Raw genomic sequence first — 20,579 nt, 5'->3', positions numbered from 1 at the left:
GGCGGCGAAGGCGTAGACCTCTGCCGTCGTCCACAGGAGAGCCGCGGCGCCGATGTCCGAGACTGAACCGCTCACGCTGAAATTCCGCTGTCCGAAGGAGCTCGAACGCCTCATTCCGCAGCCGGTGCCGGCGCCGATGGGCGTTCCCGACTGGGTGAAGACGATGCCGGCCACCGCGTTCAGCGCGCTCAACCAGGCTGAGGAGCAGACCGTCAAGCGTTGCCCGCCCTTCATCGACGCGATGACGACGGGCTTCCTCATTCCGCTGATCTGCGACCTCAAGGTCGAGGATGGCGGGATCAGTTGGGACAACGAGCTGCCACCGGGCGGCGCGATCGATTTTCCGCGCTCGCCGATCAGCTTCCACGACGTCGCGCAGGTCACGGGCTCGCCGCTGTTCGAGACCGACCGCTTCCTGCTCAAGTTTCACAATCTCTGGACGATCGAGGCGCCGGAGGGCTGGGCATTGCTGTTCACGCATCCCGTCAACCGCTTCGACCTGCCCTTCACCACCGTGACCGGACTGGTCGACAGCGACCGCTTTCACGACTCGTTCGTGCACTTCCCGGCGCACTGGCATGACACGGCGTTTCGCGGCGTGATCCCGAGGGGTACGCCGGTCGCGCAATGCATTCCGGTGAAGCGGCAGACGTGGGCGATGCAGACCTCGGCCTTCACCGAAGAGGAAATCGCCGAGATCCACGAGGTGCGCGACGCGCTGAAGCGCGAGACCGGCGTCTATCGCAAGCGGTTCAGGGCTTAGCTGTCGCAGCGCCGTCGATCTGCAGGAATCTGGCGGCATCGCTCGGACGGAAGAAGAAGCGGCCGTGCGAGGTGACCGCGAGCGTGTAGGCCGCGCGTGTCAGCAGATGCGGCCGGCCGCGCACCACCGTGCGCAGCGCCGCCTGAGCGCCATCGCGATCCCCCATCTCGGCGAGGCACATCGCGAGATTGGCGCGGGTCTGGGTGTCGTCGGGCCGCAGGCCTAGCGCATGGCGGTAGGTACCGGCGGCCTCGGCATAGTCGCCGTCGAGGAACTGCACCCAGGCGAGCTCGATCAGGATGTCGGGCCGCCCCGGCGCCGCCTCGCGCGCTGCCAGGAGGTGCGTGCGAGCACGGACGCGGTCATTGGCCTGGAGACAGAGGCGCCCGAGATCGAGCTGGAGGTCGACGCTGTCGGGTGACAGTGTCAGGGCCTCCTCGATCACGGCGACGGCTTCACCGAGCTGTCCCGACTTGGCAAGCCGCCCCGCCAGCTCCTGGAACGCCGGCAGAAAAGGCGGCCGCCGCGCCGCGGTCTTGCGCAGCTGCGCGATGCCATCGGCGGCACGTCTGGATTCGCACAAGGCAGCGCCGAGCAGCGTCTCGAGCTCTGGATCGCTGCCGCGAAGCGCCGCCTTCTCCAGCGGCGCAATCGCCTCGCTCGCGCGCTGCTGGCCGAGCAGCGCATGGGCGTGGACGAGCAGCGCGGCGCGATCAGTCCTGGCTGTGCGCAGGATCGAGGCGGCGATCTGCTCGGCGCGCGCGAACTGCCGCGCGCGCAGCGCGTGGATCGCCTCCTGCAACGCCTGCGCCTGCTGATTTTTCCGCCGTTCACTCACGTCTGCAGCCAAGCTCCGAGGAAGAGGTCGAGTCTAGCTAGCTCGCCGGCCCCAGGAGTGTCCAGCAGCACGCTCACCCGAACAGCGGCGTGCCCGGCACGAAGGCGTCGAACGCAGCCCAGAACTGCGAGCGGTAGCGGTCCTGCTCCTGCAGGATCTCGTGCTTGGCCCCGGCGATGACGAGATGCGAGCCGGCGCGCAGATGATAGGCGAACTCTTCGATCGCCGCGGTCGACACCACGGTGTCGCTGGACGCCGCCAGCATCAGGATCGGCTGGCGGATCTGGGAGGGATAGGTCATGCCGCGGAAGGTCATCATCGCCGAGAAGGCGGAATCGGCCCAGGCCACCGTCGGCGAGGCGATGCCGAGCGTCGGATCCTCCTCGAGGATCGCGGCGTTGCGGGCATAGCGGACGGGATCAGAGGTCAGCGGATTGTTGACGAACGGCGCCAGCCCGCTGATCTCGTCATTGCCGCCCGGCACGTAGCGGCCGCCCTGCCCGGCGATGCGCATGGCCCGCAGCAGCAGCCGCGCCGGCAGCGCGGTGCGGCTGCCCGGCAGGTCGATCATCGGCGCCGACAGTACGACGCGATCGAACCAGCGCTTGCCGGCATGCGCGAGCCGCAGCAGCACGGTGCCGCCCATCGAATGCGCCAGCGCGAAATAAGGCGGCGGACAATCCGGCAGCACGACCTGGGTGACGAAGGTCTCGACGTCGAGTTCGTAGTCGGAGAACGAGCGCACATAGCCCTTGCGGGAATCGCGCAGGCGCCGCGACGAATGGCCCTGGCCGCGCCAGTCGATGATCGCGACCGCAAAGCCGCGGTCGCGCAGGTCGCGCACCGTCTCGAAATACTTCTCGATCATCTCGCTGCGGCCGGTGAACACGCACACCGTGCCCTTGCGCCCGGCCGGCGGGGCCCAGCGCGCAAAGCGCAGCTCGGCACCATCGGGAGTCTTGATGGTGCCGGCGGTGGCGTTTTCGGGGACGGGATTGGCGGGAATCGAGACGAGCGTCATGAGGCGCCCATCGAATAGGTGAAAGGCAGTGGGAATCAAGGGGTGGAACGGCAAAAAGAGCAGGTCTCGGACGCCCTTGAACGTCGAAACGTCCGACCCATATCGAGGCCGTGCAGGCCGTCAGGCTGCACGACAGCCCGGCCCGATGGCGGGCGGGTTTGCCAACAGTCGCTCAATGGAGGACTTTGACCATGCGTACCTACGACCTCACCCCCTTCTATCGTTCCACCGTCGGTTTCGACCGTCTGTTCTCGCTGCTCGACCAGGCCACCAGCGATCCCACCCCCGGCTATCCGCCCTACAATATCGAGCGCACCGGTGAGAACGCCTACCGCATCACCGTCGCCGTCTCCGGCTTTGGCAAGGATGAGCTCTCCCTCGTCGCGAAGGAAAACACGCTGACGATCAAGGGCGAGAAGGCCGCCAACGAGAACGGCAAGAAGAGCGAGTTGCTGTATCGCGGCATCGCCGCCCGCGCCTTCGAGCGCTCGTTCCAGCTCGCCGACCACGTGGTGGTGAAGAACGCCAGCCTCGAGAACGGCCTGCTCCACGTCGACCTCGTGCGCGAGATCCCCGAGGCCAAGAAGCCGCGGTCGATTCCGATCTCGACGAACGCGCAAGCTGAGCAGCCGGCGATCGAGGGTTCGGCCGAGAAGGCCGCCGCGTAACCGGCACACATACTCAGGAATGCGAACGCCCCGGGCAGCCGGGGCGTTTTTTTTGTGTGGTGCTGCAGTGCAATCAAACGACCGTGACTGACGGTAACGGTCTGCGCCCTGCCCGCGAAGACCCCAGTGATCACCTCGCCAACCCGAGCCACTGGAGCCGTTAACATGAACGTCGTTCGTACCCTCACCCTCATCGCCGCCCTGTCGGCTTTTGCCGGCCCCGCTCTGGCGCAGCCGGCGCTGCCGCCCAAGGTCCACAACGTCGTGCTGGTGCACGGCGCCTGGGCCGACGGCTCGAGCTGGGCCAAGGTCATCCCCTATCTGCAGGCCGCTGGCCTCAAGGTCACCGCCGTGCAGAATCCGCTGACGTCGCTGGCGGACTCCGCGGCTGCCACCCGCCGCGCACTGGCCGAGCAGGACGGACCGGCCGTGCTGGTCGGCCATTCCTGGGGCGGCACGGTCGTGAGCGAGGTCGGCACCGACCCGAAGGTCAGCGCGCTGGTCTATGTCGCGGCGCGTGCGCCCGACGCGGGCGAGGATTTCGTCAAGCTCGCCGGTCAATATCCGACACCGCCGGCCCGCGCCGGCATCGTCGACCATGACGGCGACACCAAGCTCAACGAGGACGCCTTCCTGAAGTATTTCGCCAATGGCGTCGATGCGACGACGGCCAAGGAGCTCTATGCGGTGCAATGGCCGACCGCGGCGACGATCTTCGGCAACCGCACCACCCAGGCGGCATGGCACGACAAGCCGTCCTTCTATGCGGTGTCGAAGCAGGACAAGACGATCGATCCCGATTTCGAGCGCTTCCTGGCCAGCCGCATGAAGGCGACCACGATCGAGCTCGACGCCGGGCACCTGTCGCTGGTCTCACATCCGAAGGAGATCGCTGATCTGATCCTGAAGGCCGCCGGTCAGCACGAGTAGTCCGATTGATGGTGCGGGACTCGTCCCAGCGGCAACAAGCAACGCTGTCATGCCCGCGAAGGCGGGCATTCAGCACGCCGCGGCAGTCACGAGCAACCGAGATGCTGGTGGTGACTGGATCGCCCGGTCACGCCGGGCGATGACAGTTGTGATGGCTCGCGGCCGGGCAGACCGCTCAATCGCCTCTAATCCAGCCCCTGCACCGGAGGCATCTTTGCCGTCGGCTGGATCTGCGGTGTCGGCTTGGCCGCGGCCGCCGGCGCTACGGAGCCGGTGGTCTGAGGCGGCGCGGCTGCCGACTGCACCGGCTTGGCATCAGACGGCTTCGCCTCGGATGACTTGGCCTCGGATGACTTGGCCTCGGACGGCTTGGCCTCGCCCGTCTTCGGCCCGTCGGCCTTGGCTTCGACCGGCTTCGTCTCGGCAGGCTTGACGTCGGCGGGTTTGGCTTCGGCCGGCTTGATGTCCGCAGGCCTGGGCGGAAGGGCTTTGGGAGCCTCCGTCGGCTTCGGGTTGAGCGCCGCGGTCTGCGGCGACGGCGCTGCCGGTCGGGCTGCTGGCGTCGGCACCTTCGGCTGAACCGGCACCGCGGTGGCAACGCGCGGCGCAGCCGGCATCGGCGGCACCAGGCGCGGATCGGCCCGGATCACGCTCGGCGGCGGCAGGCGGTCGAGGCCGCCGCGCGGGCTCGGCTCATAGCGCATCCGCTCGTACTCCTCGCCCCATTGGAACGCCGGCACGAAGCGGATGATGCGGCCGGAGCGGGCATCGACCACGAGCTTGCCGTCCTCGCCCTGGCGATCGAGCACCGCCACGACGTAGACATTGCCGCGCTGACGCGGCACGCCGAGCGGCGAGAAGCCGTTGTCGCGCAAAATCGCATAGACCTCATGCACCGGCAGGAACGCCGGCGCATAGCCATAATCCTGCTGGTAGCCGTCCTGACGGTAGACCGGCGCCGGCGGCACATAGCGCTCGTCGCGGTAGCCGTAGTCAGGGCCCGGCCGGTAGCCGTAACGCGGCGGCGGTGCGGGCACGACGGCCGGCGGCGGCAGATCCGGATAGGGCGCATCGAAATCGGAGACCGCCGTGTAGGGCGCACGGACGCCCGATGGCGGCAACGGCTCGGCCTGCGCGGCAAACGGCGCGATCAACGCGGCTGAGACGACTCCAACTAGCAACTTCATGGCTCAAAGCTCCTGCATGCCCCCGCACGTGAAGCTGTTCGCTTCTTCTCAAGTGCCGCGGAAGTTCTGCCGTGATTCCGGCGGTCCTGGGTCGGCGAGGGGGCGGGATCGGGGCGTCAGGTTTCAAAATCGAGCGCAGCGCGTGATCGCCCGGCCCGGTCGGGTCGTTCGGTCAGCGGCGGAAACGGAAGATTTGCCGGGGAATGGGCGCGTTGCGGCGCCCGGACTCAGGACTCCGCGGTGCTTGTGTGATAGGTTAAAGTTTGGCATCTTGCGGTTTAGGACAGAAATGCTGTCTAAAATTTCGTTGCAAAGGTGACCGAGACTTTGCAATGATGTTACGGCGCCTGAGGGCGCTGCGACATGAACAGGCCGCGGTCGTCCAGCGGGGACATGGTCCCCCGGCGGCTGGCCTGAACTCTGCAAATGCGGCTCGCTGACAAGGACGAGCGTTGGCTCCGGAGAGGGGCCGCGCAGCGCCCGGGGTGCGCCGGACGGACTGTACCGGACTGTGGTGAAGGCCCTGACCAATAATTTATGGGGACGGATATGAGCGGATCGAAGGTCGAGCACGGAAAGTTGGGCGGCGCGGTGCTGGCTGTGGATTCGCGTGAAAAACCGGCCGAGATCACCCGCGAGCTGCATACGTGGCGCCCGGAAGCCGAAGGTCTGTATGACCCGAGCCAGGAGAAGGATTCCTGCGGCGTCGGCTTCATCGCCAACATCAAGGGCCAGAAGTCGCATCAGATCGTCGCCGACGCGCTGAGCATCCTCTGCAACCTCGAGCACCGTGGCGCCGTCGGCGCCGACCCGCGCTTCGGCGACGGTGCCGGCATCCTGGTGCAGATCCCGCATGCCTTCTTCTCGCGCAAGGCAAAGGAGCTCGGCTTCACCTTGCCCGCCCCCGGCGAATACGCCATCGGCGCGCTGTTCATGCCGCGCGACGAAGCCTGGCGGAACGTCATCAAGAGCATCATCGCCGACCAGATCGAGGACGAAGGCCTGGTGCTGCTCGGCTGGCGCGACGTGCCGACCGACAACTCCTCGCTGGGCGTGACGGTCAAGCCGACCGAGCCGCGCAGCATGCAGGTGTTCATCGGCCGCAACGGCGCCGCCAAGACCGAGGACGAGTTCGAGCGCAAGCTCTACATCCTCAGGAAGTCGATCTCGCAGGCGATCTATCAGCGCCGCGACCGCGGCATGTCGGGCTATTACCCGTGCTCGATGTCGTGCCGGACCGTGATCTACAAGGGCATGTTCCTGGCCGACCAGCTCGGCAAGTACTACGCCGACCTGCACGAGCCGGACTTCGACAGCGCGCTGGCGCTGGTGCACCAGCGCTTCTCGACCAACACCTTCCCGACCTGGTCGCTGGCGCATCCGTATCGGATGATCGCGCACAATGGCGAGATCAACACCCTGCGCGGCAACGTCAACTGGATGGCGGCGCGGCAGGCCTCGGTGTCATCGGAGCTGTTCGGCAAGGACATCAGCCGGCTCTGGCCGATCTCGTATGAAGGCCAGTCCGATACCGCCTGCTTCGACAACGCGCTCGAATTCCTGGTGCAGGGCGGCTACTCGCTGCCGCACGCGGTCATGATGATGATCCCCGAGGCGTGGGCCGGCAATCCGCTGATGAGCGAGGAGCGGCGTTCATTCTACGAATATCACGCCGCGCTGATGGAGCCGTGGGACGGCCCCGCCGCGATCGCCTTCACCGACGGCCGCCAGATCGGCGCCACGCTCGACCGCAACGGCCTGCGGCCGGCGCGCTATCTCGTCACCAAGGACGACCGCATCGTGATGGCGTCCGAAATGGGCGTGCTCAAGATTCCTGAGGACCAGATCGTCACCAAATGGCGGCTGCAGCCGGGCAAGATGCTGCTGGTCGACCTTGAGCAGGGCCGCCTGATCCCCGACGACGAGATCAAGGCGCAGCTCGCCGCCAGCCATCCCTACCAGGAATGGCTCACGCGCACGCAGATCCAGGTCGAGAAGCTGCCGGATGCGCCGACCACGGGCGCGCGCACCAACCTGCCGCTCTTGGACCGGCAGCAGGCATTCGGCTACAGCCAGGAAGACATCGCGATCCTGATGACGCCGATGGCGGCGACCGGCGAGGAGGCCACGGGCTCGATGGGCAACGACACGCCGATCTCGGCGCTGTCGGACAAGCCGAAGCTGCTGTTCACCTACTTCAAGCAGAACTTCGCCCAGGTCACCAATCCGCCGATCGACCCGATCCGCGAGGAGCTGGTGATGAGCCTGGTCTCGATCATCGGCCCGCGGCCCAACCTGTTCGACCTCGAAGGCGTCGCCTCGACCAAGCGGCTCGAGGTGCATCAGCCGATCCTGACCGATGCGGACCTCGAGAAGATCCGCTCGATCTCGGAGGTCTCCGACAGCCACTTCGTCTCGCGCACGCTCGACACCACCTTCGATGCGAGCCTGGGCGCCGCCGGCTTCGAGCAGATGCTCGACGATCTCTGCGGCCGCGCCGAAGCCGCGGTGCGCGAGGGCGTCAACATCATCATCCTGTCCGACCGCATGGTCTCGGCCGACCGGATTCCGATCCCGTCGCTGCTCGCCTGCGCCGCCGTGCATCATCACCTGATCCGCACCGGCCTGCGCACGTCGGTGGGTCTCGTGGTGGAGTCGGGCGAGCCGCGCGAGGTGCATCACTTCGCCTGTCTGGCCGGCTACGGCGCCGAGGCGATCAATCCTTATCTCGCCTTCGAGACCATCATCGCGCTCAAGGACAAGCTGCCGGGCGCGCTGAGCGACTACGAGGTCGTCAAGCGCTACATCAAGTCGATCGGCAAGGGCCTGCTCAAGGTCATGTCGAAGATGGGCATCTCGACCTACCAGTCCTATTGCGGCGCGCAGATCTTCGACGCGGTCGGACTGAAGGCCGAGTTCGTGCAGAAGTTCTTCTACGGCACCCACACCCGCATCGAAGGTGTCGGCCTGCCGGAGATCGCCGAGGAGACCACGCGCCGTCATCGCGACGCGTTCGGCGACGCGCTGGTCTACAAGACCGCGCTCGACGTCGGCGGCGAATATGCCTTCCGCACCCGCGGCGAGGACCACGCCTGGACCGCGGAATCGGTCGCGACGCTGCAGCATGCGGTGCGCGGCAATTCGAGGGAGCGCTACCAGGCGTTCGCCAGGCTGCTCAACGAGCAGTCCGAGCGGCTGCTGACCCTGCGCGGCCTGTTCCGGATCAAGTCGGCCGAGGACGACAGGCGCAAGCCGGTCCCGCTCGACGAGGTCGAGCCGGCGAAGGAGATCGTCAAGCGCTTCGCCACCGGCGCGATGTCGTTCGGCTCGATCTCGCGCGAGGCCCACACCACGCTCGCGATCGCCATGAACCGGATCGGCGGCAAGTCGAACACCGGCGAAGGCGGCGAGGAAGCCGACCGCTTCAAGCCGCTGCCCAACGGCGATTCCATGCGCTCGGCGATCAAGCAGGTCGCCTCGGGCCGGTTCGGCGTGACGACGGAATATCTCGTCAACTCCGACATGATGCAGATCAAGATGGCGCAGGGTGCCAAGCCGGGCGAAGGCGGCCAGTTGCCCGGCCACAAGGTCGACGCGACCATCGCCAAGGTGCGCCACTCGACGCCGGGTGTCGGCCTGATCTCGCCGCCGCCGCATCACGACATCTACTCGATCGAGGATCTCGCGCAGCTGATCTACGACCTGAAGAACGTCAACCCCGACGGCCAGGTCTCGGTCAAGCTGGTGTCCGAAGTCGGCGTCGGCACGGTTGCCGCCGGCGTTGCCAAGGCGCGCGCAGACCATGTCACGATCGCGGGCTTCGAGGGCGGCACCGGTGCCTCTCCCCTCACCTCGATCAAGCATGCCGGCTCGCCGTGGGAGATCGGCCTTGCCGAAACGCACCAGACTTTGGTGCGCGAGCGGCTGCGCAGCCGCATCGTGGTCCAGGTCGACGGCGGCTTCCGCACCGGACGTGACGTCGTCATCGGCGCTCTGCTCGGCGCCGACGAATTCGGCTTCGCCACCGCCCCCTTGATCGCCGCCGGCTGCATCATGATGCGCAAGTGCCACCTCAACACCTGCCCGGTCGGCGTCGCGACCCAGGACCCGGTGCTGCGCAAGCGCTTCACCGGCCAGCCCGAGCACGTCATCAACTTCTTCTTCTTCGTCGCCGAGGAAGTCCGCGAGATCATGGCCGCGCTCGGCTACCGCTCGTTCAACGAGATGGTCGGCCAGACCCAGATGCTCGACCAGTCCAGGCTGGTGGCGCATTGGAAGGCCAAGGGCCTCGACTTCTCCAAGCTGTTCGTCAAGCAGAAGGAGGCGCCGGGCCAGAAGATCCATCACGCCGAGGCGCAGGACCATCACCTCGAGGCCGTGCTCGACCGCAAGCTGATCGAGCAGGCCAAGCCCGCGCTCGACCGTGGCGCGCCGGTCAAGATCGAGGCCGAGATCAACAACACCGACCGTTCGGCGGGCGCGATGCTCTCGGGCGCGGTGGCGAAGATCTACGGCCATGCCGGCCTGCCGCAGGACACCATCCATGTCAGCCTGAAGGGCACCGCAGGCCAGGCTTTCGGCGCTTGGCTCGCCCAAGGCGTCACCTTCGAGCTCGAAGGCGAAGGCAACGACTACGTCGGCAAGGGCCTGTCGGGCGGCCGCATCATCGTCAAGCCGCCGCGCAACTCTGGCATCGTGCCGGAGGAGTCGATCATCGTCGGCAACACCGTGATGTACGGCGCGATCTCCGGCGAGTGCTTTTTCCGCGGCATCGCCGGCGAACGCTTCGCGGTCCGTAACTCGGGCGCGGTCGCCGTCGTCGAGGGCGCGGGCGATCATTGCTGCGAATACATGACCGGCGGCATCGTCATCGTGCTCGGCAAGACCGGGCGCAACTTCGCGGCCGGCATGTCGGGCGGCGTCGCCTATGTGCTCGACGAGGCCGGTGACTTCGACAAGCATTGCAACATGGCGATGGTCGAGCTGGAGCCGGTGCTGTCGGAGGAGATGATCGCCGAGGACACCTATCACCAGATGGGCGACCTCGAGGCGCATGGCCGGGTCGACGTGTTCAAGAACCTGCTGGCGTCCGATGTCGAACGCCTGCACGTCTTGATCTCGCGCCACGCCAAGGCGACCGGCTCCAAGCGCGCCGCCGACATCCTGGCGAACTGGAAGGACTACGCGCCGAAGTTCCGCAAGGTCATGCCGGTGGAATATCGCCGTGCCCTGAAGGAGCTCGCGGCCAACGCCGACGCCGAGCCGAAGATCGCGATCGGGGCTTAGCTTATCTCCTCATGGTGAGGAGGCGCGAAGCGCCGTCTCGAACCATGAGGCCGACAATGGGACCTCATCCTTCGAGACGCGGCGAAGACGCCGCTCCTCAGGATGAGGGTCTTGAGGGTCGCGTCATTCCGGGGCGCGCGGAGCGTGACCCCGGAATCTCGCCCCACAACTTCGAGATTCCGGGTCCGGCGCTGACGCGCCGTCCCGGAATGACGGAAACGATGACAAGGGACGTCGTAGGTCATGGGCAAGGTCACAGGTTTTCTCGAAATCGAGCGGCACGATCGCAAGTACGCGCCGGTTGCCGAGCGTCTGAAGAACTTCAACGAGTTCGTGGTACCGCTCTCCGAGAAGGAGCTGCGCGACCAGGCGGCGCGCTGCATGAACTGCGGCATTCCCTATTGCCACGGCACCGGCTCGGCCGCGCCGGGCACCACGGGCTGTCCGGTCAACAACCAGATTCCGGACTGGAATGACCTGATCTACAACGGCAACTGGGAAGAGGCCGCGCGCAACCTGCACTCGACCAACAACTTCCCGGAGTTCACGGGCCGGATCTGCCCGGCTCCGTGCGAGGCGTCGTGCACGCTGAACATCGACGACAATCCGGTGACCATCAAGACGATCGAATGCGCCATCGTCGACAAGGCCTTCGAGCAGGGCTGGATCAAGCCCGAGCCGGCCGCCGTGAAGACCGGCAAGAAGGTCGCGGTGGTCGGCGCCGGCCCGGCTGGCCTTGCCTGTGCGCAGCAGCTCGCGCGTGCCGGTCACGACGTCCACGTCTATGAGAAGAACGCCAAGGCCGGCGGCCTGCTGCGATACGGCATTCCCGACTTCAAGATGGAGAAGGGCATCATCGACCGCCGCATCGGGCAGTTGGAAGGCGAAGGCGTCACCTTCCACTATGGCGTCAATGTCGGTGGCAAGGATGGCCTCGATGCCAAGACGCTCTTGAAGGACTATGACGCCGTCGCGCTGACCGGCGGCGCAGAAGCTCCGCGCGACCTGCCGATCCCCGGCCGCGACCTCGCCGGCATCCACTACGCGATGGACTTCCTGCCGCAGCAGAACCGCCGCGTCGGCAACGAGAAGGTCGAAGGCGACGACATCCTCGCCGCCGGCAAGCATGTCGTCGTGATCGGCGGCGGTGACACCGGCAGCGACTGCATCGGCACCTCGCTGCGCCAGGGCGCGCTTTCCGTCACCCAGCTCGAGATCATGCCCGCGCCGCCGGAGCGTGAGAACAAGGCGCTGACCTGGCCGAACTGGCCGCTGAAGATGCGGACGTCGTCGAGCCAGGCCGAAGGCGCGGTGCGCGAGTTCGCCGTGCTGACGCAGAAGTTCGAAGGCGAGAACGGCGCGGTCAAGAAGCTGCATTGCGTCCGCGTCGACGCGCAGTTCAAGCCGGTTCCCGGCACCGAGTTCGTGCTCGATGCGGACCTCGTCCTGCTGGCGATGGGCTTCGTCCATCCGGTGCACGAGGGCCTGCTCAAGAGCCTCGGCGTCGACCTCGACCCGCGCGGCAACGTCAAGGCCAACCTGACCGACTACCAGACCTCGCAGCCGAAGGTGTTCTCCGCCGGCGACATGCGCCGCGGCCAGTCGCTGGTGGTGTGGGCGATCCGCGAGGGCCGCCTGTGTGCGCAGGCGGTCGACAAGTTCCTGATGGGCAAGACCGAGCTGCCGCGCTAGCGGCGGCCGATCAAGCGCGTTAGTTGGATGCGACCCGCTTAGTTGGACTCATCTGTCGCCGCACCGTCGGTGCGCTCCCTCCCCCTTGCGGGGCGGGGTCGGGGGTGGGGGTCTCCATACCCTGAATTTCGTTGCGTTCGCCAGCGCGTCAAATGCGCTTGGTGCGGTCGCAACTCTCGCCGGACGCCCTTCGTCCACCCCCCTCCCGTCATTGCGAGGAGCGAAGTGACGAAGCAATCCAGGACCGAGGAAATGACTCTGGATTTCTTCGCTCGCAATAACGCGGTGGCACCCGCCCGCGGACCTATCGCTCAGCTTTCATATAGAGCGCGACTCGCGGACCCCCACCCCTCCCCGCAAGGGGGAGGGGAGTTCACCGCTTTCGTGTGAGTAGCGAGACTCCAACTCGCTAACAGAAAAAGGGGTGGGGGCTTCGTCGACATGAGTCGCCGCTCGGCCTGAAGTGGCAGGTCAGGCCGTGGCCGCATGATCGATCGGATGAGCGTCGAAGCGTCAGGGTCGACGTTTCAACCGTGAAGCCCCCACCCGTCCTGGCCGTCAGGCCAGCTCGGATGAGCCGCGTCGCGCGGCTCTGATGTCAGGAAGGGTGAGGCCGTGTGCGGCGGTGACAGTCCTGCTCCGACGTCCGCGGCAGGATTAATCGCGTCGCGTGCATCACGATGTCAGTCATGCTGGGCGATCCCCCTTGTTCGACGGCCGGACCCGCGAGCCCCTCGGGTTCCCGCAACCTAAAGGTGCGACTCTTAAGATAAGCCCAATGCGGACGCCGGCATTCCCTTCAAATGCCGCGCAACACGCGAAAAAGCTTCGTATCGACTGTTGCCAGCTCGATCGATTGCGAAGCACGTTCGAGAATCGAACATCATCCACGACACGGTCGTCCGGAGATCAGCTCGACGTCCGCGCCCAGATGTCTTCGACTGGCACCGGAGGCGTCACACGGAAGATGTCGTCGATGAGCCGGCCGAGCTCGTCGGCGCTCTCGATGATCCGCTCCTCGATCACGTCTCCGTCGCGCGCCTGCCGCTGATAGCGGCGGCTGACCAGCTTGTGACGCACGCCGGGCTCGACACGCTCCATCATCAGCGTATGCGTGGCCGGCACGTTCGGGCTGGTCGACGTATACCAGCTGCCGAGCACATAATCGGCATGGATCTGCGGCACGAGGTCGAACGCATACATCATGCGCCAGCCCGTCGGCTGCTTCGCGCTGACCGTATAGAGCCCGTCCCACGTGCCGATGCGAAACGTTCCCATCGGCGTCTGCTGCTCGGGGCCGACTTCGAGACGAATGGGCGCATCCATCATGCAGATGCCGAAGCCGACATCGACGAGATGCGGATAGCCGTCGACCTTGACCATCAGCATCATGTGCTGGCGCGGCCCGAGCGGATCGGTCGGCGCCGAACGCCAGCGCACGCGCCCCGTCAGGCCGCTGACCTCAAAGCCGACCGCTTCCAGCACCGCCTGGAACAGCACGTTCTGCTCGAAGCAGTAGCCGCCGCGGCGGCCGAGCACGAGCTTCTGTTGCACCGACGGCAGGTCGACATGGACGGGACGGCCCATCAGCGGATCGAGCGCCTCGAACGGCAGCGCGTCGACATGCGCGGCCTGCAGCGCTGCGAGCGTCGACAGGTCGGGCGCGAGCGGCCCGCGATGGTCGATGCGGGCGAGATAGGAATCCAGTTGAAGCTCACCGGCCATCGTCATGCCTTCCGTCAGCTCTCGATGCGCTTCCAGATCACATCGACGGGCACCGGAAGCGTGACGCCGAACACATCCTCGATGACGCTGCGCAGCGCATCGGGCGTTTCGATGATCCGTTCGCTCCGCACCTCGCCATCACGCGCCTCGATGACCAGGCGGCGATTGACCAGCTTGTAGCGAGCCTCACGCGTCAACCGCTCCAGGATCAGCATCGAGGTGAACGGCGTCAACGGGCTGGTCGAGGTGAACCAGTTGCCGAGCACGTAGTCGGCATGGATCTGCGGCACCAGATCAAACACATACATCGTGCGCCAGCCGGCCGGCTGCTTCGCCGCGAGCCAATACAGCCCATCAGACAGCGTCAGACGGAACGTGCCCATCGCAGTCGGCTGCTCGACGTCGGGCACCATCTGCAACGGCGTATCGAGCAGGCAGGAGCCGAAACCGACATCGGCGAGATGAGGCCCCTCCGGCAGGTCCACCTTCAGCATCATGTGCGTGCGCGGCGTCAGCGGCGCGTCGGCATCGAGCCGCCAGCGCACCCGCGCCGAGAGCGGCGTCACCGCAAAGCCGATCGCCTCCAGCGCCGCCTTCAGCAGCGCGTTCTGCTCGAAACAATAGCCGCCGCGGCGGCCGTCGACGATCTTGGCCTGCACCGACGTGAGATCGATGTTCACGGGACGGCCGAGCAGCGGATCCAGGCCCTCGAACGCGATCGCATCGACATGCGCCGCCTGCAATCCGGCAAGCGTTTCGAGCGTCGGCGCCAGCGGCCCGCGATAGCCGATGCGCACGAGATATTTATCCAGATCGAATGCGCCCGGCATCGGCTCTGCTCCCTGTCTCGGGCGAGCCCATAGCACGACGCCGCCGTGCCCGGCCAGACCGGGACCGCGCACGTGCCCAAGCTCGGCTCATCCCGTCTGCCGGATCCAGCGCTCGGCAAAACGATGCAGCGGCAGGAAGGTCTCCAACAGCTCGCGCCCCAATGGCGTCAGCTCGTAGCCGCTGTCGCCCAGCACGATGAAGCCCGCCTCGCGCAGCTCGTCCAGCCGCGCCTGCAACACGGTCGGCGAGGCCTCGTCGCAGGCCGCGCGCAGCGCCCGGGAGGTCAGGGCGTCGTCGCGCAGCTCCCAGACGATGCGCAGGCACCAGCGCCGGCCCAACAGATCGAGCAGCGCCATGACCGGCCGGCCCGAGCGCGAGCCGCGCACCCGGCGCGGTTGAACGTCTTTCGGCACGAAAACTCTCCAACAGCTTGCCAAGCGCTACGGAAAGCGTAGCATACTGCTACAGTAAATGTAGCACCGCACAGGAAGAACCGCCATGCCCCGGATCGCCCCGCTGCAGCCGCCCTACCCGGCCGACATCCAGGCGCAATTCGACCAGATTATGCGCGGGGCGCCGCCCTTGATGCTGTTCCGGGTGATGGCCGGCCATGCGCGCGCCTGGACCAAATTTCGCGGCGGCAGCCTGCTCGACCGCGGCCCGCTGTCCCTGCGTCAGCGCGAAATCGTCATCGATCGGACCTGCGCGCTGAATGCGTGCGAGTTCGAATGGGGCGTGCACGTCCGCATCTTCGGCACAGACGCCGGCCTGACGGCGCAGCAGATCGACGCCACCGTGAATGCGCCGGCCGACGCGGCGTGCTGGTCGCCCCCCGAACAAGCCCTGATCGCTGCGGTCGATGCCTTGCACCAGCGGTCGACCTTGAGCGAGGACGAATTCACCCGCCTCCGCCTGCATCACGATGAGGATCAGGTGCTGGAAATCATCCTGCTGTGCGGCTTCTATCGCACCGTGTCGTATGTCGCGAACGCACTGCAGCTGCCGCTGGAGGCCGATGCGGCACGATTCAACGCAGGCTGACCGGTCTTCCCAAGCGCGCCGGAGCCGGGCGCCCGGGAACGACGCTTCGAGCTACGCCACCCCTGCCCGCAGCAGATCATGCATGTGCAGGATGCCGACCGGCTTGGCGCCGTCGGTGACGATCAGCGTGGTGATCTTGGCGGAGTTCAGGATCTCCAGCGCCTCGGAGGCCAGCGCCTCGCGGCGGACGGTGCGCGGGTTCGCCGTCATGATCTCCTCGACCGACGCGGACAACAGATCGGCACGCATCTTCCGCCGGAGGTCGCCGTCGGTGATGATGCCGGCGACGTGGCCGCGAGCATCGACGATGACGACGCAGCCGAGTCCCTTGGCCGACATCTCGGCCAGCGCATCCGGCATGCCCGTGCCCAGCGGCTTCAGCGGCACCGCGTCGCCCGAGCGCATCAGGTCCGAGATGTGCTTGAGCATGGCGCCGAGCTTGCCGCCCGGATGGAAATTGGCGAATTCGAGCGCGGTGAAGCCGCGGCCTTCCAGCAGCGCGATCGCGAGCGCATCGCCGATCGCCGCCTGCATCAGGGTCGAGGTGGTCGGCGCCAGATTGTGCGGACAGGCCTCGCGCGCCTTCGGCAGCTCCAGCACGATGCGCGCCGCCTGCCCCAGCGACGATTGCGCGTTGGAGGTGACCGCGATCAGCGGGATCGCGAAGCGCTTGGTGTAGTTCACCAGCGTCTTCATCTCCGGCTGCTCGCCGGACCACGACAGCGCGATGACGACGTCGTCGGAGGTGATCATGCCGAGATCGCCATGGCCGGCCTCGGCGGAATGGACGAAGAAGGCGGGCGTTCCGGTCGAGGCGAGGGTCGCGGCCATCTTGCGGGCGACGTGGCCGGACTTGCCGAGACCGGTGAGGATCGCCCGGCCCTTGGCCTGGCGGATCAGCTCGACGGCGGCGGCGAAGGCCGGCCCCAGAGGACCGCGCAGTGCAGCGGAGATCGCGGCAATGCCATTGCTGCCGGCGTCGAGCGTGCGCAGCGCCGACTGGATATCTGCGTTTGCGGGAGCGGCTTCGGGCAACGGCTTCGATCTCGGCATGCGGACTTCCAAGGCTGAACAGTCAGGCGCCGCTCTTTAGCATGGGTATGGCAGCAAGGCGCCATCAACAGCCCATTAACCATATTTGTTTTTACTCCCTTAACGAGGCGGTTTGCCGGCGGCGCGGGTGTCCCGACGACGCAATTGATTTTGTTGGAGTATTTTTCATCGTGGGATGGAGGCCTGACAGCGGCCGCGCAGGACGCGCGATAGGGCGCGCGATGTGGCGCGGCGCCTCCGCCGCATGCCTGCTGCTCGGCGCGCTCGGCCCCGATGCGGCCCACTCCCAGACCATCGACGCGTTCCGGCCGGTGCGCGACGGCTTCCTCGCCCCGCAGGACTCCCCGCTGCGACGGACCGTGGTCAGCGGCCTGACCGATGCCGTACCGACGCCAGGGCTGCCCGCGACGCCTGCGCCGACCAGCTCGACCGCACGACGAAATCTGGTTCCCCTGCCCGGTGTGCCCGCAGCGAGCGGCGCTGCCGAATTCGGCTATGATTCGCTGAACCGCAATCGGAAGAAGCCGAAATACTATCCCGCCCAGGCGCGGCCCAAGCCGCCGCCGGGCCCCGGCACGCGACCTTCCGGCGAGCTGACCGGGCAGTTGCGTCCGACCTTGCCGCCGTCGGCCACAGCCAACAGGCAACCGGTCCCGGCCGCCATGGCGGGCACCGTGCCCGGCCAGCCGCCGCGCAAACGGCTCAAGATCGACGACGACCCGTTCGGCGCAGTCGGCGATTACGCCGGCCCGTTCCTGATCAAGGGCGCGGTGGAGCTCTCGGCCGGGTATGACAGCAACCCGGCCCGCCTCGCCAGGCCGCGCGGCATGCCGGCCTGGATGATCGCGCCGGAATTTTTGGCGGTGTCGAACTGGGAGCGTCACGCCTTCGTCGCCGACCTGCGGGGCTCCTTCACCGGCTATGGCAGCACCCTGCCGGCTATCATGGATGGCGGCATCAATTCGGCGCCGACCACGCTCGACCGCCCCGACTTCACCGGCCATGTCGACGGCCGCCTCGACGTCAGCCGCGACACCTCGGTCGGCGCCCAGCTCCGGCTGCGTGCCGCGACCGACAATCCCGGCAGCCCGAGCGTGCAGGCCGGATTGGCGCGCTATCCGGTCTACACCACGCTCGGCACCACCATCGGCATCGACCAGCGCTTCAACCGGCTGCAGGTCTCGGCCGGCGCCACCGCCGACCGCACCAGCTATCAGCAGAGCAAGCTGACCGACGGCACGATGACGTCGAACGACGACCGCAACTACAACCAGTTCGGCGGCATCGGCCGGGTGTCCTACGAGGTCATGCCCGGCCTGAAGCCGTTCGCGGAGGTGCAGGGCGACAGCCGCGTGCACGACCAGCGGGTCGACCGTTCGGGCTATCAGCGCGACTCCTCGGGCGGCTACGCCAAGACCGGCACCTCGTTCGAGTTCACCCGGCTCCTGACCGGCGAGGTCTCGATGGGCTATGCCACGCGCAGCTATGTCGACCCGCGGCTGAACCGGCTGCAGGGCTTCCTCACCACGGCCTCGCTGGTGTGGTCGGCGACGCCGCTGACCACCGCGCGCTTTCTCTCCGACACGCAGCTCGCAGAGACCACGGTGGCCGGCGCCTCCGGCGTGCTGGTGCGCACCTACACGGTGCAGGTCGACCACGATTTCCGGCGTTGGCTGACCGGCATCGGCAAGTTCAGCTTCGGCACGCTCGACTATCAGGGCTACGGCCGCAGCGACCGCACCTATTCGGCGGAGGGCAACCTCGTCTACAAGATGTCGCGGAACGTCTGGGTCAAGGGCACGCTGCGCTACGACAAGCTCGACTCCAACATCACGGGTGCTGGGTCGTCCGGCACGGTGGTGATGCTGGGCGTAAGGCTGCAGAATTGAGCAGGAATCGTAGGGTGGGCAAAGGCGCGCAGGCTCCGCTCTCTCCGCATATTCCCTATTAGTTGGCGCGACGTGCCCACCGTCTCGCGCGCGATGCAGATGGTGGGCACGGCACGACACGGCTATCGCCGCGTCGTTCCTTTGCCCACCCTACGGCACCTACGCCGCGGCCACCGTGAGCTGGGCGCCGTCGGCCTGCACGATGCGGACGCGGCTGCCGGCGGGGGTGTCGGGGCCAGCGACGCGCCACACCGTGTCGTCGATGCGGACCGTGCCGTTGCCGCCGACGATCGGCTTCTCCAAGGTGAACTCGCGGCCGACCAGGGCCGCCGAGCGGCGGTTGAGGAACGGATTGTCCTGCGACGGCGCCGCACTCGCCCGCGCGAAGCGCCGCCACAGCGGCACGGCGGCGATCGAAAACAGCGCGAACAGCAGGATCTGCAGTTGCCATCCCGGCGCAAACGCAAACGACAGCAGCCCGACCAGCAGGGCGGCGAGGCCGAGCCAGAACAGGAAGATGCCCGGCGCAAGCAGCTCCAGCGCCATCAGGATGATGCCGAAGATCAGCCAGTTCCAGGTGCCGAGCGTCACGAACATGTCGCTCATCAGTGTCCTCCCCTGCGTCAAGCCTGCGGCGACGTCGGCGGTTTCGGCGGCGTCCCCGCTGACGGCACCGAGCCGCCGCGGCGCGCGGCTGCCGTCGCCGAAGCCGCGCTCTCGCCGAACGTCGCCTTGGCGATCTCACCGATGCCGGCGAGCGAGGCCAGCATGCCCGTCGCCTCCAGCGGCAGCATGATCACCTTCTGGTTCGGCGAGTCGGCGAGCTGGCCGAACGCCTTGATGTACTTGTCGGCGATGAAGTAGTTGAGCGCGGCGACGTCGCCCTTGGAGATCGCGTCCGACACCATCTGCGTCGCCTTGGCCTCGGCCTCCGCGGCGCGCTCGCGCGCCTGGGCATCGAGAAAGGCCGACTCGCGGCGGCCCTCCGCCTGCAGGATCTGGCTCTGCTTGGCGCCTTCCGCGCGCAGGATCTCCGACTGCCGCTGGCCCTCGGCCTGCAGGATGTCGGCGCGCTTGACGCGCTCGGCCTTCATCTGCCGGCCCATCGCCTCGACCAGGTCGGCCGGCGGCACGATGTCCTTGATCTCGATGCGGTTGACCTTGAGGCCCCACGGCGACACCGCGGCGTCGACGACGCGCAACAGCCGCTCGTTGATCTCGTCGCGATGCGACAGCACCTGGTCGAGATCCATCGCGCCCATCACCGAGCGGATGTTGGTCATGGTCAGCGTGACGATCGCCTGGTTGAGGTTCGACACTTCGTAGCTCGCCTTGGCGGCGTCGAACACCTGGTAGAAGGCGACCCCGTCGACCGTCACGGTGGCGTTGTCCTTGGTGATGACCTCCTGCTCGGGGATGTCGATCACCTGCTCCATCATGTTGATCTTGCGACCGATGCGATCGAAGAAGGGCACGATGATGTTGAGGCCCGGCGACAAGGTGCGGGTGTATTTGCCGAACCGCTCGACGGTCCAGTCGAACCCCTGTGGCACGGTCTTCACGCCGGAATACAGCGTGAAGATGACCAGTAGCACCAGCGCTATGGCGAAAATGTCGAAACCGCTCATGGATCCTCCAAGGGAGGAGACGATCGT

16 protein-coding genes are annotated in these 20,579 nt (G+C 66.9%); 7 read left to right on the top strand and 9 right to left on the bottom strand.

The window, feature by feature from the left end:
- Positions 1 to 52: 52 nt before the first annotated feature.
- On the top strand, positions 53 to 763 hold the full coding sequence (locus QW881_RS00185; protein ID WP_315759442.1) for a hypothetical protein: 711 nt from the start codon (positions 53 to 55) through the stop codon (positions 761 to 763).
- Here the strand turns inward: QW881_RS00185 and QW881_RS00180 are convergent.
- Entirely contained in the window at positions 753 to 1,601 is an 849-nt protein-coding gene (locus QW881_RS00180; protein ID WP_315759443.1) for a tetratricopeptide repeat protein, read from the bottom strand. The two genes, QW881_RS00185 and QW881_RS00180, sit on opposite strands and share 11 nt — an antisense overlap.
- Before the next feature lie 73 nt (positions 1,602 to 1,674).
- Positions 1,675 to 2,622 (bottom strand): alpha/beta hydrolase, encoded by a 948-nt coding sequence (locus QW881_RS00175; protein WP_315759444.1) that lies wholly within the window; start codon positions 2,620 to 2,622, stop codon positions 1,675 to 1,677.
- 191 nt (positions 2,623 to 2,813) lie between these two features.
- On the opposite strand from QW881_RS00175, the gene QW881_RS00170 reads away from it, so the two are divergent.
- Positions 2,814 to 3,290 (top strand): Hsp20 family protein, encoded by a 477-nt coding sequence (locus QW881_RS00170; protein WP_315759446.1) that lies wholly within the window; start codon positions 2,814 to 2,816, stop codon positions 3,288 to 3,290.
- Positions 3,291 to 3,455: 165 nt separating this feature from the next.
- Complete coding sequence (locus QW881_RS00165; protein ID WP_315759448.1) at positions 3,456 to 4,220, top strand: alpha/beta hydrolase; 765 nt, start codon at positions 3,456 to 3,458, stop codon at positions 4,218 to 4,220.
- 185 nt (positions 4,221 to 4,405) lie between these two features.
- Here the strand turns inward: QW881_RS00165 and QW881_RS00160 are convergent, their stop codons facing one another.
- Positions 4,406 to 5,407, bottom strand: coding sequence for a hypothetical protein (locus QW881_RS00160; RefSeq protein ID WP_316158118.1), 1,002 nt, complete (start codon positions 5,405 to 5,407; stop codon positions 4,406 to 4,408).
- A 549-nt stretch (positions 5,408 to 5,956) separates the two neighbouring features.
- On the opposite strand from QW881_RS00160, the gene gltB reads away from it, so the two are divergent.
- The gene (gltB, locus tag QW881_RS00155) at positions 5,957 to 10,693 is read left to right on the top strand and encodes a glutamate synthase large subunit (RefSeq protein ID WP_315759450.1); all 4,737 of its coding nucleotides are present in this window, start codon (positions 5,957 to 5,959) and stop codon (positions 10,691 to 10,693) included.
- A gap of 243 nt (positions 10,694 to 10,936) precedes the next feature.
- Positions 10,937 to 12,385, top strand: a complete 1,449-nt coding sequence (locus QW881_RS00150) for a glutamate synthase subunit beta (RefSeq protein ID WP_315759451.1) — start codon at positions 10,937 to 10,939, stop codon at positions 12,383 to 12,385.
- Positions 12,386 to 13,294: 909 nt separating this feature from the next.
- Here the strand turns inward: QW881_RS00150 and QW881_RS00145 are convergent.
- From QW881_RS00145 to QW881_RS00135, 3 genes are all read right to left on the bottom strand, one after another.
- The gene (locus QW881_RS00145; RefSeq protein WP_315759475.1) at positions 13,295 to 14,110 is read right to left on the bottom strand and encodes an arylamine N-acetyltransferase family protein; all 816 of its coding nucleotides are present in this window, start codon (positions 14,108 to 14,110) and stop codon (positions 13,295 to 13,297) included.
- A gap of 14 nt (positions 14,111 to 14,124) precedes the next feature.
- Entirely contained in the window at positions 14,125 to 14,940 is an 816-nt protein-coding gene (locus tag QW881_RS00140; RefSeq protein WP_315759452.1) for an arylamine N-acetyltransferase, read from the bottom strand.
- A gap of 87 nt (positions 14,941 to 15,027) precedes the next feature.
- Positions 15,028 to 15,297 (bottom strand): helix-turn-helix domain-containing protein, encoded by a 270-nt coding sequence (locus QW881_RS00135; protein ID WP_315759476.1) that lies wholly within the window; start codon positions 15,295 to 15,297, stop codon positions 15,028 to 15,030.
- Between the two features lie 142 nt (positions 15,298 to 15,439).
- Here QW881_RS00135 and QW881_RS00130 point away from each other — a divergent pair, with 142 nt between their 5' ends.
- Entirely contained in the window at positions 15,440 to 15,982 is a 543-nt protein-coding gene (locus tag QW881_RS00130) for a carboxymuconolactone decarboxylase family protein (RefSeq protein ID WP_315759453.1), read from the top strand.
- A gap of 51 nt (positions 15,983 to 16,033) precedes the next feature.
- Here the strand turns inward: QW881_RS00130 and QW881_RS00125 are convergent, their stop codons facing one another.
- Positions 16,034 to 17,035 carry a KpsF/GutQ family sugar-phosphate isomerase gene (locus QW881_RS00125; protein ID WP_315759454.1) on the bottom strand — a complete coding sequence of 334 codons (1,002 nt, stop codon included), beginning with the start codon at positions 17,033 to 17,035 and terminating at the stop codon, positions 16,034 to 16,036.
- 170 nt (positions 17,036 to 17,205) lie between these two features.
- Here QW881_RS00125 and QW881_RS00120 point away from each other — a divergent pair, with 170 nt between their 5' ends.
- Entirely contained in the window at positions 17,206 to 18,924 is a 1,719-nt protein-coding gene (locus QW881_RS00120) for an outer membrane beta-barrel protein (protein ID WP_409999050.1), read from the top strand.
- 159 nt (positions 18,925 to 19,083) lie between these two features.
- Here QW881_RS00120 and QW881_RS00115 read toward each other — a convergent pair whose 3' ends face one another.
- Both QW881_RS00115 and QW881_RS00110 read right to left on the bottom strand, forming a co-directional pair.
- Positions 19,084 to 19,530: an NfeD family protein gene (locus QW881_RS00115; RefSeq protein ID WP_315736462.1), complete on the bottom strand. Its 447-nt coding sequence runs from the start codon at positions 19,528 to 19,530 to the stop codon at positions 19,084 to 19,086.
- Positions 19,531 to 19,547: 17 nt separating this feature from the next.
- Positions 19,548 to 20,552, bottom strand: coding sequence for an SPFH domain-containing protein (locus QW881_RS00110; RefSeq protein ID WP_315759456.1), 1,005 nt, complete (start codon positions 20,550 to 20,552; stop codon positions 19,548 to 19,550).
- Between the last annotated feature and the right edge of the window lie 27 nt (positions 20,553 to 20,579).

Origin of the sequence: Bradyrhizobium sp. SZCCHNS3016, assembly GCF_032484535.1 — a bacterium.
Classification (GTDB): Bacteria; Pseudomonadota; Alphaproteobacteria; order Rhizobiales; family Xanthobacteraceae; genus Bradyrhizobium.
The sequence above is the reverse complement of the archived record's forward strand: the minus strand, read 5'-3'. Positions and strand labels throughout refer to the sequence as shown.